Source organism: Alloalcanivorax xenomutans (genome assembly GCF_900217905.1).
Lineage (GTDB): Bacteria > Pseudomonadota > Gammaproteobacteria > Pseudomonadales > Alcanivoracaceae > Alloalcanivorax > Alloalcanivorax xenomutans.
Genome location: NZ_OBMO01000003.1, coordinates 63,675 through 79,841 on the forward strand (window position 1 = coordinate 63,675; position 16,167 = coordinate 79,841).

Consider the following 16,167-nt stretch of genomic DNA (forward strand, 5'->3'; position numbering starts at 1 on the left):
TGTAATGCTTTGGTTTAATGGGATCCCGAGCAGACCCTAGTAGGTCTCCACGTGATAGCGCCCGAGGCGGACCATGTCGTCGCGTAAAACGGGCCAGTCGAGTCCGTGTTTTTCCGCGATCATATGGAGCGATTCCTCGACGCCTTGCTCCATGCCTTTCAAGCCGCAGATGTAAATGTGGGTGTGGCTGTTGCCAAGTAACTCGCCAAGCAGGTTGCCGCGCGCCTTCATCCGGTGCTGGACGTATTCCTTGTCCGCATCCGGCAGCCGGGAGAACACCAGTTCCTTGTGGATGAGACTGTCTGGCAGCTTACTGAGCGGGCCGAAATAGGGCAGCTCATTGGGAGTGCGGGCGCCGAAAAACAACACCAGCCGGCCGTTGGCGTCCGGCTGCTTGCGGCGCCGGCGTTCGGTCATGGCGCGAAAGGGCGCCGATCCGGTACCGGTACAAATCATGATGATGTTGGCGTCCGGGTGCTCGGGCATCAGGAAGCTGTCCCCGAACGGTCCCACCACTTCCACCTCGTCGCCCTTGTTCAGGTCGCAGATGAAGTTGGAGGCAACGCCGCCGTTCACGCGCTTTACCGTCAGTGACAGATTGTTGTGATTGGGGCGCTCCCCGTCGCGGGGGCTGGCGACGGAATACAGTCGCATTTTGTGCGGTTTACCGGTACCGGTCTGGCCTGGCGGCAGGATACCCACGCTTTGTCCTTCCAGTACCGGAAAGGCGGTGGCGCCGAAATCCAGCACGATATGACGGATGTCGGATTCGGTGTCTTCGGCGGTTATACGGTAATTGCCCACCACCCGGGCGCGGGCGGGCGCCGAACGGGTGAACATGTTCAACAACGGCTTGCCGGCGGAGTCCGGCGCGCGGGCGCGCACGCCGGCGTGGGCCTGGGCCAGCAGTTCGCGGACTTCGTCGTCATCGTCGGGGGTATCGCTGTCACTCAGTGCTTCGGTGTTTTCTTCCGGCAGCTCATCCCACTCGAACTGCTGCTCGGTGGTAAAGGGCTCGTTGACCAGCCTCCAGTTGTCAATGGCGCCGGTGGGGCAGGGGGCGATACAGTCCATGCAGTAGTTGCACTTGTCCGCATCCACCACATAGTTGTCTTCGTTGTGAGTGACCGCATCGATCGGGCAGGTTTCCTCGCAGGTGTTGCAACGGATGCAGATTTCCGGATCGATAAGGTGTTGTCGCAACAAACTCATGATGTGTCCTCTCGCTCTTGCCGCGGGCGCCGCGACGCCCGCGCAGCGGCAAAGTCAGCCGGCCAGACGCACGTACTCGAAGTCGCCGGGTTTGTTATCAATGCCGACTTTGGGGGGCGCGATCCAACCGGCGTATTGGCCGGGTTCGGTGACTGGCCTCATCAGTGAGTCCAGGTACGCGAGATCAGAGGCGGTGGGCAACCAGGTGCCGCGATTGGCTTCGAAGATGGACTGGTCGATAACGGCACCATCAGGGGAAACGAACAGGCCGCTGAACTCGCCGATCTGACGATTGAAGGCGATGTGAGGCAACGACAGTTCATAATCAAAGCCGGCTTTCTTGATCAATTTGTTCCAGCGCTTCACGCCACCCTCGGCGTCCTTGACGTAGTCATCACGCAGCCGGGCATTGATAGCGTTGAGGGCGGTTTCTTCCACCATCTTCAATTCACCGTCGACCACCTTGAGGACCGCGTAGGTGTCGTTGTGCAGTTGATGGTCATCGTCGATCCGGGTTTCCTGGTAACGGCCCTTGATACCGGCTTCATAGGCGGAAGCGGCGTTGGTGGAGACCTCGTTGCCAAACAGATCCAGCGTCACGGCAAGATGGAAATTCATCTTGCGCTGGATCATCGGCAGGTCCATCACGCCCAGCTTGCGCACCGCCTCCACATCAGTGGGGTCGGTGATGCCGGCCTCATTCATGGCTTCGCAGGTGCGCTGGATGATGCGGGAGATACCAGACTCCCCCACGAACATGTGATGGGCTTCCTCGGTGAGCATGAAGCGGCAGGTACGCGATAGCGGATCGAAGCCGGATTGCGCCAGGGACTCCAGTTGCATCTTGCCGTCGCGGTCAGTGAAGAAGGTGAACATGAAGAACGACAACCAATCCGGAGTCTCTTCATTGAAGGCACCGAGCATGCGCGGCTTGTCCTTATCGCCGGAAGTGCGCTTGAGCAGATTTTCCGCCTCTTCGCGTCCGTCCTTGCCGAAGTATTTGTGCAGCAGATAAACCATGGCCCACAGATGACGGCCTTCTTCCACGTTGACCTGGAACAGGTTGCGAAGATCGTAGAGGGAAGGGGCGGTCTTGCCGAGATGACGCTGCTGTTCCACCGAGGCAGGTTCGGTGTCGCCCTGGATGACAACCAGGCGGCGCAGCATGGCGCGGTATTCGCCGGGCACTTCCTGCCACACCGGTTCGCCCTTGTGTTTGCCGAAGGGGATAGTACGGCCTTCCTCGGCGGGCGCCAGCAGAATGCCCCAGCGGTACTCCGGCATGTTCACGTAACCGAATTCCGCCCAGCCCTTGGGATCCACGCCGACGGCGGTGCGCAGATACACTGGCGTGTCCTGGAAACCATCCGGGCCCATGTCCTTCCACCAATCGATAAAGCCGGGGTGCCAGGCTTCCAGCGCTTTGCGCAGGCGGCGATCCTCGGACAGATTGACGTTGTTGGGAATCAGATCGTCGTAGTTCACTTCCTGTTTCAAGGCGGTCATGGGTTAAATCCTCTCGAAGTTGTAGGTGGGGCGAGAGCCGCTGCCGTACAGTTGCAGGGCGCCTTGCCGGCCGACGGCGTTGGGGCGCTGGAAGATCCAGTTTTGCCAGGCGGTGAGTCGCCCGAAGATACGGGTTTCCATGGTTTCCGGGCCGGTAAAGCGCAGGTTCGCTTCCATGCCGATCAGAGCGTCGGGGGAGAAGCTGGATCGTTCCTCGATCAGCAGCCGCAGTTCCTCGTCCCAGTCGATGTCATCGTAGGCTTCGGTGATCAAGCCGCCGCGCAGGGCGGCCATGGCATCGAGTGGTTGTCCTTGTTGTTCACGGGCGCGCTGCACGCTTTGCGGTTCGCCGTAGAATCGGGTTTCCAGCCGGGTAAGGCCGTTGCTCATGGGGAGGGCGCCGAAGTTCATCGCACTCAGCTGCAATTTCGCGGCTGGGGTGTCGTCCTGCTCCCACTGGCCGTCGAGCATGAAGCTGCGATCGGCGCAGAACACCAGCTCGGCGAGCAAACCACTGAAGCAGCTTCCCGGCTCCACCAGGGCGAACAGGGTGCGGGAAGTCACGTCAAGACGCTTGAGAGTGCGTTTCCAGAACAGGCGGATTTCACGCATCAGCCAGTGTTCCTGCTGCAGCAGGCTTTCGTAGCCGGCGATGCGGGGGGCGTCGCCCTGACTTTTTATCAGCCAGGTGCCCATCTCCGGCTGATTGAGGCGCAAATGCAGAATGGCGTCGTCCAGGTCACGGGCCAGCGCCAACGGCCAGAAACCGTCGCCTTGAGCCTGGGCATCCGCGACAGAGCCGGGGGCGTCCTGTTGCGGGCCGTGCACAATCAGGGTGGCGGTGCGTCGGCTGTTGTCCAACTCCACGCTGAGATGGCGGTAATGGATGCTGTGCTCGCCGATTTCACGATTCAGCGGTGAAAAGAGCACGCCATTGGCGTTGTCCGGACGATCGGACCGCCGCGCCAGTTCCCGGGCACGGGCTGTTACCGCCTGATCGAATTGCGAGGCCGGCGCCAACTCGTCCACCAGCCGCCAGTCGAGCGCGCGCTGGCCGCGAACGCCGTCTTCCATGCTGCAGAAGATGTCGGCCCGATCCCGGCGTACCTTGCGCTTGTCGGTGACACGGGTGAGACCGCCGGTGCCCGGCAACACCGCGAGCAGAGAGACTTCCGGCAGTGACACCGTGGTGGTGCCGTCGTCGATCAGCAGAATATGGTCGGTGGCCAGGGCCAGTTCATAACCGCCGCCGGCGGCGGTGCCGTTCACCGCGCACATCCAGATCTGTCCGGATTCGGCGCTGGCTTCCTCGATGGCATTGCGGGTTTCGTTGGTGAACTTGCAGAAGTTCACCTTGTGGCCATGGCTGGCGCCGCCGAGCATGCGGATATTGGCGCCGGCGCAGAAGATTTTTTCGTTGGCGGATGCCAGCACCACGGCTTTTACTTCCGGGTGCTCGAAACGCAGGCGCTGGACAATGTCGTTGAGTTCAATGTCCACGCCCAGGTCATAGGAGTTCATCTTTAATTGATAGCCGTCGAACAGGCCGGCGTTTTCATTCACCGCCATGGTCACATGGGCGACGGGGCCGTCGGTGGTCAGTCGCCAGTGCCGGTACTGGTCGGGGGAGGTCCGGAAGTCGATCATTTCGCTGCCTCTTCGGTTGTTGTGGGTGGCGCGGTTCCAGAGAGTCCGATGTATTCGGGAGGGTCATTATCAGACCCGAGCAAGAACTATAATGCATTTTATGGGGAAATAATGAATTAAAATGCCATTCATGGCAAGAGGTATGATTTATAGTTCCTGATTCAGGATGAAGGGGCGCCCTTCAGGGCGAGATCCGCGACAAAATGCCGGATGGTTTCCAAAGTAACTTCAGGCTGTTCGCGGTGAGGAGAATGGCCGCAGTGATCCAGCCAGACCACCTGGCAGGGCCCGGAACAACCCGCCTCAATGGCGTCCAGCTGTTTGTGGGTTCCGTACTGGTCCTGGCGCCCCTGCAGCAATAGCGAAGGGCACCGGATACCGGGAATGAACCCCTGCAGATTCCAGGCGGCGAAATCCGGATCCAGCCAAGCGTCGTTCCACCCCTGAAACGCCACATCCACATGACGGTGATAACGGGCCAGACCCTGACGCAGCGAGCCGCTTTGCCAGGCCTCCCGGGCGGTGCGGATGCTGTCCAGCCCCATCGGCTCGGTAAACACATGGGGCGCCATCAGGACCAGGCCGCGTACCCTTGGATCGACCACGGCCGCCGCATTGATCAGGGCGATGGACGCGCCGTCGCTGTGGCCGACCAGCACCGCCCGCTGCACGTTGGCGGCGTCGAGTACCCGAGGCAGAATCTCGCGGGCCTCTTCGTGCATGTAGCTCAATGGACGCGGCAGAGTGACCGGATCGGAAGCGCCATAGCCGGCGCGGCTGTAGGCCAGCACACCACATCCGGTCAGTTCCGCCAGGCGCTGTGGAAACGCTTTCCACAACGCCACGCAGCCCAGCCCTTCATGGAGCAGCACCAGGGTGGCGGCCTGATCCGGAGGAGGGCCAAACCAGGCGGCTTCCAACCGCACACCCAAGACGGTCAACGCTGTCAGCGTCATGCCGGCACCTGTTCCCTGGCCCGCAGTTTGAAGCGCTGGATTTTGCCGGTGGCGGTTTTCGGCAGCTCATCAACGAAATACACCCAGCGCGGGTATTTCCACAGTTCAATACGTGAGCGCACGAAGTCCTGCAGCTCCCGGCTGAATGCCTCTTTGTCGGCGACGGCGGCTTTCAACACCACATAGGCCGCCGGCTTGAGGTTTTCGGTGTCGTCGCTGCGTGCCACCACCGCCGCTTCCATGACCCCCTCGTGTTGCATCAGCGTGGACTCCACCTCGAACGGAGAGACCCAGTTGCCGCCGGACTTGAACATGTCGTCACTGCGTCCACAGTAGTGATAGCGGCCCTGTTCATCGCGATAGTATTTGTCGCCGGTACAGGTCCATTCGCCAACGAAAGTGCGCAGGCTTTTGTCCCGCTGATTCCAGTAGCCGCTGGCGGCGCTGGGGCCTTTCACCAGCATTTCTCCGATCTCATTGGCCGTTTCGATGTCGTCGCCATTTTCATCCACCAGCTTCACTTGGTAGCCGGGTACCGGGCGGCCAGAGCAACCGTAGTGAACGTCACCGGGCTGATTGGTGAGATAGATGTGCAGCATCTCGGTGGAGCCGACGCCGTCAAGAATCGGGGAGCCGAAGCGCTTTTCCCATCGTTCGCCGGTCTCCTTCGGTAACGCCTCGCCGGCGGAAATACTGCGGCGCAAGGCCTTTGATCCGGGGTGCCGCGCCAATTCGGGATCGGCCAGCAGGGCCGCGTACAGCGTTGGGACGCCGCAAAAAATAGTCGGCTGGTGCCGCTCCATGATGTCCAGCGCGGCCGCCGGGGTCGGGCGGCCGTCGTAAAGGATGGCGGTGGCGCCCACCGACAACGGAAATGTCATGCCGTTACCCAAACCGTAGGCGAAGAACAGTTTGGCGATGGAAAAAATACGGTCATGGGGCTGAATACCCAATACCCCCTTGCCGTACAGCTCGGCGGTCCAATACAAACTGGCGTGACGATGGGGAACGCCCTTGGGGTTGCCGGTGGAGCCGGAAGAATACAGCCAGAAGGCAATATCGTCGCAGGTTGTCGCGGCGGCGCGGCTTTCCGCGGAGGCGTTATCGAGCAGCCCCGCCAGGGTGTCTTGGTTGGCCTCGCGGCCATTCACCACGATCACTTTTTCGAGATTGGACAGCTCCGGAATCAACTCGGCGAATTGGGCATAAAGGGACTGCTCCACGATCAATACCTGGGCACGGCAATCGCCGAGGATGTAACGATATTGGGTCGGGGTGAGCAGGGTGTTCAGGCAGACCGGCACAACACCGGCTTTCAACGCGCCCCAGAAACAAGCGAGGTAGTCGGCACTGTCGGACATGGCGAGCGCCACCCGGTCTTCCTGGCGTAGTCCCAGGGCACGGTACATGGAGGCGGCCCGAGCCACCCGTTCGGCAAGGCGTGCGTAGTTCATTTCGCCATCGCGATCGATGATCGCCAGGTGTCCGGCGCGGCCTTCCCGCAAATGGCGGTCGATGAAGTGGTCGGCGGCGTTGAAATGACGGGGCAGGGTGTCAGCGGCGGGCTCGTGCATAGCCTTGGCTTGGGTCATGTCGGCTTCTCTCCCTTGCTGTCGAGATTGTTGTGGTTATCGATTCGGTGCTAGGTACAGCCAGTACACTGACATGTACTATAATGCATGATGCGGCAAGGGCAAGAGGCAGGGAGGGGTAGGGTTATTGATTTATGATATGTATTTTGAAATATAGTGCGCTTTTTGAGATAAGGCCCCCAGGGAGGGAATGGCCGCCGTATCGTCGTCCCATCCGGCGGCCAACGGCCTTACAGATCGGCGCTTTCCAAGTCGGCGATTTCGACCACGGTTTTACCCAAGCCGGTGCCGCTCAGCGCGAACTCCAGAGCCTCGGCAAACGCCTCCAGAGGAAAGGCGCGCCCCACCGGCGGTTGCAGCCGGCCATCATCCACCCAGCTCAACAGGTGCGCCAGATGCGCCTGACCCCGCTGTTCTTCCAATTGCAGAAACTGCCTGACATCCACGCCGATCAGACCCGCGCCTTTCATCAGCGGCAGATTGACCCGCAACGAGGGAATCGGTCCGCCGGTAAATCCCAGCACCAGATGGCGGCCACGCCAGTGCAGAGAGCGGAAAGCCGGCTCGAATAACGGGCCGCATACCGGATCGAACACCACGTCCGGTGCCACGCCACCGCAGGCGGCCCGCAGCCGGTCCCGCCAGCCGTCCGGTTCGGTATCCAGTACTTCGTCCGCGCCCAGTCCCTGGCAGAATGCCCTTTTCTCCTTGGAGGACGCCACGGCAACCACGCGGGCGCCGAGTTGTTTGGCCACCTGGACACCGGCGGCGCCAAGACCGCCGGCGGCGCCGAACACCACCACGGTTTCCCCCGGCTGCAACGCGGCGCGGTCGACCAGCCCGTGCAGCGCGGTCAGGTAGTTGACGCGGAACCCGGCTGCTTCGGCGAACGTCATGGCATCGGGGATCCGCCGCACTTCCACTTGCGGGGCCAGGGCGTACTCGGCCAGTCCGCCGTTGACGGTGGCCATCACCCGCTCTCCCTCTCGCGATGGGTCGATACCGCCCCCCACCGCGACGATTCGGCCCGCCACTTCTCGGCCAGGCGTGTGCGGCAGCGTGGGTTTCACCTGATAGCGCCCGAGGGCCACCAGGGAATCCACATAGCCGAGCCCGCAGGCGGCGATGCGTATTAGTAATTCCCCTTCACCAGGAGTGGGACGCCCGGTTTCGGTCAGTTGATAGTCGGTGATGGATGCCAGCGACTCGGCGATCACTTTTTTCATGATCCGGGTTCCTGTTGTCCGGCGGCTCCGGTGCCGCGGTGAAGGTCGGGGCTGAGGGTCTGGAAGGTAGAGATGTAACGCCAGGGAGGGGACTTTGTACACGGCGGAACCGCTCCGATGCCCGGGAAAAACATTACGCTTTTGGCCAAACGGGAAGCGCCGGGCGGCGGTGCCATGAAGAACGTAAAATAACTTGACGCATTAAACGGAGCGCCCGCATAGTGCTTTGACACTAATGTCAACAACAAAGAGGTGCTCATGGCCGGGACCACAGACCATGGCGTGACCAGCGTGCTGGTGGCCAATCGTGGAGAGATCGCCGTACGTATCATCCGGGCGATTCATGAGATGGGAGGGCGGGCCGTCGCGGTCTTTCCCGAGGACGACAAAGACGCGCTGCATGTCCATCGCGCCGACCAGGCGGTAGCGCTGCCGGGCACCGGGGTGGCCGCCTACCTGGATGCCGGTGCCCTGATCGACGCCGCTGTCTCATCCGGTTGTGGCGCGATTCATCCGGGCTACGGGTTTCTCAGTGAGAACGCGGATTTCGCCCACCGTTGCGCCGAGGCGGGGGTGGTCTTCGTCGGCCCGAGCGCCGACACCCTGACCATGCTTGGTGACAAGGCACGGGCCAGGGCCTTCGCGGTGGAGCAGGGCGTTGCCGTCATGCCTGGCACCTCTGGCGCCACCACGCTGGCCGAGGCGGAGGCGTTTGCCGATGAGCACGGAGCGGTGATGATCAAAGCGCTGGCCGGGGGCGGTGGGCGTGGCATGCGCGCGGTCATCGACCGCGGCGAATTGCCGGTCGCGTTCGAGCGGTGCCGGTCCGAGGCCGGACAGGCTTTCGGCAATGATGCTCTCTACGTGGAGCGCCTGGCCCGCGATCCCCGTCATATCGAGATCCAGGTGGTGGGTGACGGTGTCAGTGTCCAGCATTTGGGCGAGCGCGACTGCAGTATCCAGCGTCGCCATCAGAAACTCATCGAAATCGCTCCGAGTCCCGCGCTCGAAGCCGGCCAGCGTGACCGCATCATCGCCGCGGCGCTCCAACTCGCCGGAGCCTTGAGGTATCGCGGCTTGGGAACCTTCGAATTCCTTGTCGACGGTGACGAGGTGTTCTTCATGGAAGCCAATCCGCGACTGCAGGTGGAACATACCATCACCGAACAAGTGACCGGGGTTGACCTGGTGGTGGCTCAACTGCGCATCGCCAGTGGAGCGCAATTGACGGATATGGACCTGGAGGAGCCGCCGGTGCCGCGAGGGTTCGCGATCCAGGCCCGGGTCAATCTGGAAACCCTGGATGCCGGGGGCGCGCCGCGACCGGGTAGCGGAGTGGTCGACACCTTCACCTTGCCCTCCGGACCGGGACTGCGTGTGGATACCTATGGCTATGAGGGTTACCGTGTCAGTCCCCGCTACGACTCCCTGATCGCCAAAGTTATCGGTCATGCCGAGGATTTTGGCGGCGCCGTCCGGAGAACCGCCGCGGCGCTGGCGGAGTTCGAAATCACCGGGGTTCCCACCAACCTGGACTTGCTGCATGGCATTCTCACCGAGCCGGATTTCGCGCGGGGACGGTTCGATACCGGGTATCTGGATACGCACCTTCCGGCACTGCTTGAACATCGGCGACCCGGACACCACCTGCCGACGGCGGTGAAGGCGGAGCGGGACGGCAAAGCCGGGCCCAGGGCGCCGGAAGGCGCCAGCGTCGCCCGCTCGCCCCTGGGAGGTGTGCTGCTGAGTATCGAGGTGGCCGTCGGTGATGTGGTCGCGGCGGGGGCGCCGCTCCTGGTGGTCGAGGCGATGAAGATGGAACATGTGGTCCGTGCCACGGAATCCATGCGTGTGGACGCGGTGGTCGTGGCGGCGGGCGACTTCGTCGACGAGGGTGATCTGCTTGCTTATGGCAGCGCCGTGGACCATGCCGATGCCTTCACCGCCGAGGCCGTGGAGGAAGACTGGTCGGCGGAGGTGGCGGAGATCGAACGCCGTCGCCAGCTCGCCGAGGCCATGGGCGGCAAGGCGAAAGTCGAACGGCAACGGGCGGCGGGCAAGTTGACGGCACGAGAGCGCATCTCCGCTTTGGCCGATCCGGACAGTTTCCGTGAGATCGGTGCCCTGACCGGTTTCGTGGACTACGTGGATGGGCGCGCCGAAAGCATCCTGCCAGCAAACTTCGTCGCCGGGACGGCGGCGGTGGCCGGCCGCAAGGTGGTGCTTGGCGTGGACGACTTCACCGTACGCGGCGGTTCCGGTGATGCCGCGATCCACGATAAGCAGATCTATGCCGAGCGCTACGCGCGCGAGATGCGCCTGCCGGTAGTGCGTTTGCTCGATGGCGCCAGTGGCGGCGGCAGTGTCAAGACGGCGCGCGAGAACGGCTTCACTTACATTCCGGTCAACCCGGCCTGGGACGCGGTGGTGGACAACCTCTCCCTGGTGCCGGTGGCGGCGGCGTGCCTGGGGCCGACGGTGGGGCTGGGAGCGGCGCGTCTGGTGATGTCGCATCTGGCGGTGATGGTCGAAGGGCTGGGGCAGCTGTTCACCGCGGGCCCGCCGGTAGTGCGTGGTGGCACGGGTGAGGACCTTACCAAGGAGGAGCTTGGCGGCGCCGACATACATCGCGGTACCGGCTCGGTGGAACGGATCGTGCCCGATGAGGCCGCAGCCTTCGCGGTAATCCGCACGTTCCTGGGCTATTTGCCCGCCAGCGCCTTCGAGACTCCGCCTGTGGTGGCATCGGCGGATCCGGTGGATCGTCGGGAGACGTCGCTGTTGAGTGCGATCCCGCGCAACCCGAGACACCCGTACGCCATCGGGCCGATTCTGGAAGCTATCTTCGATGCCGGCTCCGTGTTCACGTATGCCGAGTACGGGGACGGTATCGTCACCGCTCTGGCGCGGCTGGACGGTCACCCGGTCGGCGTGATCGCGTCGGATCCGATGCGGGGCGCGACCATGTCGGTGGAAGGCGCCCAGGCGGTGGGCCGCCTGGTGGACCTGTGCGAGACTTTCCATTTGCCAATTGTCAGTCTCACCGATCAGGCCGGCATGACCATCGGTTCGGTGGCGGAGCGCCGCGCCACCATCCGTGCGGGAGCGCGGGCGATTGCCGCCGTCTATCAGGCACGGGTGCCGCAGGCCGAGATCATTCTGCGCCGCGTCTACGGTGTCGGCGGCGCCGGCATCATCAATCGTCACCGCGCCAGCCGCAGTTGGTCATGGCCGTCCGGCGACTGGGGATCGCTCCCGGTCCAGGGCGGCATCGAGGCCGCGTTCCGCGCCCAGATCGAAGCCAGCGACGACCCGGCCGCCACCATCGCCGAAATCGCCGCGGAGCTGAAGGCGATTTCGTCTCCGTTCCGAACCGCCGAGCACTTTGGCGCCCAGGACCTCATCGATCCCCGTGACAGCCGCGCCTTACTCTGTGATTGGGTGCGCGACGCCTATCGATTGCTACCCGAGCAGGTTGGGCCGCCAGCGTTTGGTACGCGGCCCTGATCACAAAAACAAGGGCACAATAAAAACGGCGCGATAACAACAAATCAGACTTTGATTCGGGAGAGGAACCACAATGAATGAGACGGAGCTGACCGCCTTGCTGCGGGAAGACGGCGAAATCATTACCGAACGGCTCGATCACTGGGCGAAGGTGGCTGGGGGAAGAGCATTCTTCCATTACGGCGAGGACGACGTCACCCTCACGTACGCCGACTTCGGCGTACGTACCGACCACATTGCCGGTAACCTTGCCGCGCTCGGTATTGGCAAGGGAGACCGGGTCAGCGTCTTCACCTTGAATCCCATGGTGAGCGCGCTGATGATGTTCGCTATCTGGAAGGCCGGTGCCGTGTATTGTCCGGTGAATTTCAGCTACACCGGGCGCTTGCTTTCGTACCAGCTCAATGACACGGCGCCGAAGCTGTTGCTGACCGATCCGGCCCTGTTGAGCGCGGTCAATCAGGTCGCCGGTGACCTGGCGGCGCCGCCCGTGGTGATCGTCTACGATCCGCCGGCCGATGCTCACGATCATGTGAATGACCGTGACGAGGTCGATAGCCGTTTCGCTGAGTCGTCCTGGGCGTCACTCATCGCGCCGGCCACACGGCCGGACATTAGCGTGCGCTTTGATGATCCGGCCAACGTGGTCTATACCTCCGGCACCACCGGACCGGCCAAGGGCGTGCTGCAGCCGTATCGCTGGATGGCGCAGTACACCTTCAAACTGCGGCAACCGCTGACTCCGGACGATGTGGTCTACAACGATCTGCCCATGTATCACGTCGGTGGCGCCATCGCCAATGTGGCGCGTGCCGCCTGGGTGGGCTGTGAGGTGGCGGTATGGAACCGTTTCAGCCCCGGTGATTTCTGGAAGCGCGTCGCCTCACGGGGAGCGACCACGGCGATCCTGCTGGATGTGATGATCCCGTGGCTGACCAAGGCGCCGGAACGGCCGGATGACAGGCGTAATACCCTGAACAAAGTGCATATGCAGCCGTTACCCGAGCATCACGCTCTGGTGGCACGCCGGTTCGGGCTGGATTTCGTCACCGCCGGTTTCGGACAAACCGAGTCGGGTTCTCCGCTTGGTCTGCTTTTCGAGGAGACCGCGGAAGGCGAGGGCACGCCCGCGGAGTTGTACCGGGGCCGGTCCCACGAGGAGGTCAAACAGCGGGCCGCGGCGGCGGGCATGGCGGTCCTGTCCGGCGGCGAGGACCGGCCCAGGAGGTTGATGGGACACCCGGCGCCGTTTATGGACGTGGCGGTACTGGATGAGCAGGACCAGCGGTGCGGCCCCGGTGAGCCGGGCCAGCTGGCGGTGCGTCCGAAGCTGCCGGGGCTGATCATGAGTGAGTATCTGGGTAAGCCGGAGGCCACCGTCGCGGCCTGGCGCAACCTGTGGTTTCATACCGGCGACGCGGCGATGCAGCTGGAAGACGGCATGTTCGCCTTCCTTGATCGTCTCGGCGACCGGATCCGGGTGCGCGGCGAAAACCTGTCGTCATTCCAGGTGGAGGATTTGCTCAATCAACATACTGCCGTGGCCCTGGCCGCGGTGTTTGCCATTGCCAGCAGCGAGGGCGATGAGGACGATGTGGTGGCTTATGTGACGGTGGAGCAGGGCGCGCAGTTGAGCGAGCAGGCATTGCACGACTTCGCCGCGGAGACCATGCCCAAGTACATGCGGCCGCGTTACATTCGGCTGATCGATGAGATTCCGCGTACCCCCACCAATAAAATCGAGAAGTACAAGTTGCGTGAGCGGATCCTCAAGGAGCTGGGACGGGAGCCTCAATGATGCCGGATCATGGCGTGGAATCGGCTTCAGGCAAAAATCAGCCTGCCTGGGCGGCGGCCCGTCAGCGGCGGGCCGGCGAGGAGCATCGCATGCGCACGGTGCTGCTGGAGGCGGCGGCACGGGCCTTTGCCCGATCCGGGTACGGCGGCACTTCCATCGGCGCCATCGCCGCCGAGGCCGAGGTGTCCCGGCCGGCGTTCTATGCCTACTTCGCCTCGAAACGGGAGGTCTTCCTCGAAGTTGTCGCGGCATTGCGTGACGAATTTCTTGCCGCCCATGAATTCCCCGGAATTGATGACCCCTATGAACTGGGTCGGGCCGCCACCCGCGCTTTTCTGGCCGCTCATGCCGCCAACGCGGCGCTGCTCACGGTGGTGGACCATGAAGCGGAAGGGGATGAGGAAGTGCGCGCCATGCGTGACGAGATGCGGCGTCGCCCGGCCCGGCGCATGGCCCATTATGTCGAACGGCTGGTGGCGGAAGGGCGGGCCGACCCGGTGGCCGATCCGGAGTTGCTGGCGGGGGTGATGAACGCCACCTTCACTCGCTTCGCGCGGGAGCTGCCCGATGATGCCGGCGCCTTCGAACAGAAGGTGGAGGAGTTCACCGCGATTTATCTGAGACTGATCGGAGTGCGCGGATAGAGGCGGGTATCAGAATACCAATCGCGATGACGTAACGACCATGAGTGGACCTTTACTCATACGGCTGCTCCCTGAAGCGTCGGGGTGACACACCAAACCAGTTCTTGAAGGCGCGATGAAAGGCGCTGAGATCGGCGTAGCCCAGTTCCTCGGCGATGGCATCGGTACGCCAGCCCTGAACGATCATGCGTTGCAGGGCGCGGGTCTTCAGCACGGAGATCTTCAACTGGCGAAAACTGGTGTCGTGTTCACGCAGGTGACGTTGCAGCACGCGTTTGTGCAACCCCAGAGCCAGGGCCACATCGTCGATAGTACGCAGCGCCGGCCGGTCGTCGTCGATCAGTTCCTTGATACCGTCGATGAAGGTTTGCCGGCGGCGCTTGGCGCGAATCAGCCCTTCAGCGTAGCTGAGATTGATCTGGTAAAGATGCTCATCACGCTCACTGACCGGCGCCGCCATGGCCTGTCCGTCGATTTCCAGGAAGAAGTTGCCGGAACGTGCCCGGCAGGGACAGTTCAACGCCTGGCCGATACGTTCCGCCGCCATCCCTTCGGGCACCAGGAAGCGCCGCACCTGCAATCGATGATTGGTGACCGTGCGCAGCAGTCCCAGTGTCTGCGTGACAATGGACAGCACCTGCTGGTTGGAGACCACCACCGCACCTGGTGCCGGAACATACTCGCAGCGTATCAGCCGGTTAGCGGAAGGGGGATGGATCCGGTATTGGCCACTGTCGCTGAGCAGGGGCTGGTAATCGACCATGTGACGTAACGCCTGCAACGCGGTCGGACTGTGCAGCATGATGGGCAGCAGCACACCGCCGGTGCGAGGGCTTTGCCTCCGAGCCACATCAATGCCCAGCAGTGGGTTGTTACTGATGGCACTGGCGCGATGCCACAGGGTGCGGGTGGCTTCGATGCCAAGATGGTGACCATCAATAATTTGCCCTTCACGAATCTCTCGGATTCCGGTGCCGAGTTGCCGGGTGTCGAGGCCGACCTTCTCGAACGCCTGTAACAGTCCGGAAACCCATAGATGGGCCACATGGAAATGGTTCATGGTTCGCCTCCTGACCCGGTTAAGCATAACCAGGGCGGGAAGAAGCTGTTAGTGGCGGGACGAACAAGTGTCGCGAACTGCAAATAATGCTCGCTTTCCAGCAATGTATTAACCGGAGGTCTCCCGCATAGTCGTTCACCTGATAAACAAAACAGGAGCGAGCCATGTCCTTCACCGTAAGCCCCACCGGTGCCGCCTGCGGCGCCACGATTAACGGACTGGATCTGTCCCGGCCTTTGGACGCGGCCACGGTGGCGGCGGTTCGAGAGGTATGGCTGGAACACAAGGTGGTGGTGTTTCCCGACCAGGACCTCTCGGATGACGATCTGGAGCGGTTCAGCCGCTATTTCGGCGAGTTCGCCGGTGATCCCTATATCGCTTCGATGGAAGACCGGCCCAATATCATCGAGCTGCGCCGTACCGCGGATGAAACTTCGCCGATTTTCGCGGACAGTTGGCACACCGACTGGAGCTTCGGTGAAACTCCGCCGGCGGCAACGATTCTGTATGGCATCACCATTCCACCCCGGGGCGGCAATACGGATTTCATTAACCAGGAGAAGGCATTGCGGGAAATGCCGGAGGACCTGCGGCAGCGGTTGCATGGCAGGGTGGCTCTGCATTCGGCGCAGCGGGCCTACGCACCGGACGGGATCTACGGCGATCAGGATTCCAGCAAAGGGCGGGGCTTCAAAATCCTGGCCTCCGATGATGCCTACAAAGTACAGCCGCACCCGATCATCCGTCCGCATCCGGAAACCGGCAATGAGTCGATCTTCGGCTGTATTGGTTACATCCTCGGATTCCAGGATATGGAACCGGATGACAGCATGGCGTTGTTGATGGATCTGTACCGCTGGCAAACCCGGGAGGAATTCCAGTATCAGCATGAATGGCAACCGGGCATGTTGGTGATGTGGGACAACCGGGCGGTATTACACAAGGCCAACGGCGGTTATGAAGGCCATGAGCGGGTGCTGCACAGGACCGTGATCAAATAACCGAAACACGAATCATCC

11 protein-coding genes are annotated in these 16,167 nt (G+C 62.4%); 4 read left to right on the forward strand and 7 right to left on the reverse strand.

From position 1 onward, the window contains the following. Positions 1-36: 36 nt before the first annotated feature. From boxA to CRO06_RS03270, 6 genes are all read right to left on the reverse strand, one after another. Entirely contained in the window at positions 37-1,212 is a 1,176-nt protein-coding gene (gene boxA, locus CRO06_RS03245; protein WP_097057716.1) for a benzoyl-CoA 2,3-epoxidase subunit BoxA, read from the reverse strand. Between the two features lie 54 nt (positions 1,213-1,266). Beyond that, positions 1,267-2,718, reverse strand: a complete 1,452-nt coding sequence (boxB, locus tag CRO06_RS03250; protein WP_022995871.1) for a benzoyl-CoA 2,3-epoxidase subunit BoxB — start codon at positions 2,716-2,718, stop codon at positions 1,267-1,269. 3 nt (positions 2,719-2,721) lie between these two features. Further along, positions 2,722-4,365 (reverse strand): 2,3-epoxybenzoyl-CoA dihydrolase, encoded by a 1,644-nt coding sequence (gene boxC, locus CRO06_RS03255; protein WP_097057717.1) that lies wholly within the window; start codon positions 4,363-4,365, stop codon positions 2,722-2,724. 161 nt (positions 4,366-4,526) lie between these two features. Continuing rightward, positions 4,527-5,321 (reverse strand): alpha/beta fold hydrolase, encoded by a 795-nt coding sequence (locus CRO06_RS03260; RefSeq protein ID WP_097057718.1) that lies wholly within the window; start codon positions 5,319-5,321, stop codon positions 4,527-4,529. Beyond that, a complete protein-coding gene (locus CRO06_RS03265) occupies positions 5,318-6,913 on the reverse strand; it encodes a benzoate-CoA ligase family protein (RefSeq protein WP_097057719.1) in 1,596 nt (531 codons plus the stop codon). The genes CRO06_RS03260 and CRO06_RS03265 overlap by 4 nt, the downstream gene beginning before the upstream one ends. Positions 6,914-7,143: 230 nt before the next feature. Then, positions 7,144-8,139 carry an NADPH:quinone oxidoreductase family protein gene (locus CRO06_RS03270; RefSeq protein ID WP_097057720.1) on the reverse strand — a complete coding sequence of 332 codons (996 nt, stop codon included), beginning with the start codon at positions 8,137-8,139 and terminating at the stop codon, positions 7,144-7,146. Positions 8,140-8,397: 258 nt separating this feature from the next. On the opposite strand from CRO06_RS03270, the gene CRO06_RS03275 reads away from it, so the two are divergent. From CRO06_RS03275 to CRO06_RS03285, 3 genes are all read left to right on the forward strand, one after another. Continuing rightward, positions 8,398-11,646: a carboxyl transferase domain-containing protein gene (locus CRO06_RS03275; RefSeq protein ID WP_097057721.1), complete on the forward strand. Its 3,249-nt coding sequence runs from the start codon at positions 8,398-8,400 to the stop codon at positions 11,644-11,646. Between the two features lie 73 nt (positions 11,647-11,719). Further along, positions 11,720-13,444, forward strand: a complete 1,725-nt coding sequence (locus CRO06_RS03280; protein WP_097057722.1) for a class I adenylate-forming enzyme family protein — start codon at positions 11,720-11,722, stop codon at positions 13,442-13,444. Then, positions 13,441-14,088, forward strand: coding sequence for a TetR/AcrR family transcriptional regulator (locus CRO06_RS03285; RefSeq protein ID WP_022995878.1), 648 nt, complete (start codon positions 13,441-13,443; stop codon positions 14,086-14,088). The genes CRO06_RS03280 and CRO06_RS03285 overlap by 4 nt, the downstream gene beginning before the upstream one ends. Positions 14,089-14,140: 52 nt before the next feature. Here the strand turns inward: CRO06_RS03285 and CRO06_RS03290 are convergent, their stop codons facing one another. Further along, positions 14,141-15,148, reverse strand: coding sequence for an AraC family transcriptional regulator (locus CRO06_RS03290; protein WP_179746435.1), 1,008 nt, complete (start codon positions 15,146-15,148; stop codon positions 14,141-14,143). 164 nt (positions 15,149-15,312) lie between these two features. Between CRO06_RS03290 and CRO06_RS03295 the strand changes: the two genes are divergently transcribed. Then, positions 15,313-16,149, forward strand: a complete 837-nt coding sequence (locus CRO06_RS03295) for a TauD/TfdA dioxygenase family protein (protein WP_022995880.1) — start codon at positions 15,313-15,315, stop codon at positions 16,147-16,149. The last annotated feature ends 18 nt before the right edge of the window (positions 16,150-16,167 follow it).

Coding starts and splice junctions, on each gene's coding strand:
- boxA (WP_097057716.1), bottom strand. CDS start 1,212: ATGAGTTTGTTGCGACAACACCTTATCGATCCGGAAATCTGCATCCGT.
- boxB (WP_022995871.1), bottom strand. CDS start 2,718: ATGACCGCCTTGAAACAGGAAGTGAACTACGACGATCTGATTCCCAAC.
- boxC (WP_097057717.1), bottom strand. CDS start 4,365: ATGATCGACTTCCGGACCTCCCCCGACCAGTACCGGCACTGGCGACTG.
- CRO06_RS03260 (WP_097057718.1), bottom strand. CDS start 5,321: ATGACGCTGACAGCGTTGACCGTCTTGGGTGTGCGGTTGGAAGCCGCC.
- CRO06_RS03265 (WP_097057719.1), bottom strand. CDS start 6,913: ATGACCCAAGCCAAGGCTATGCACGAGCCCGCCGCTGACACCCTGCCC.
- CRO06_RS03270 (WP_097057720.1), bottom strand. CDS start 8,139: ATGAAAAAAGTGATCGCCGAGTCGCTGGCATCCATCACCGACTATCAA.
- CRO06_RS03275 (WP_097057721.1), top strand. CDS start 8,398: ATGGCCGGGACCACAGACCATGGCGTGACCAGCGTGCTGGTGGCCAAT.
- CRO06_RS03280 (WP_097057722.1), top strand. CDS start 11,720: ATGAATGAGACGGAGCTGACCGCCTTGCTGCGGGAAGACGGCGAAATC.
- CRO06_RS03285 (WP_022995878.1), top strand. CDS start 13,441: ATGATGCCGGATCATGGCGTGGAATCGGCTTCAGGCAAAAATCAGCCT.
- CRO06_RS03290 (WP_179746435.1), bottom strand. CDS start 15,148: ATGAACCATTTCCATGTGGCCCATCTATGGGTTTCCGGACTGTTACAG.
- CRO06_RS03295 (WP_022995880.1), top strand. CDS start 15,313: ATGTCCTTCACCGTAAGCCCCACCGGTGCCGCCTGCGGCGCCACGATT.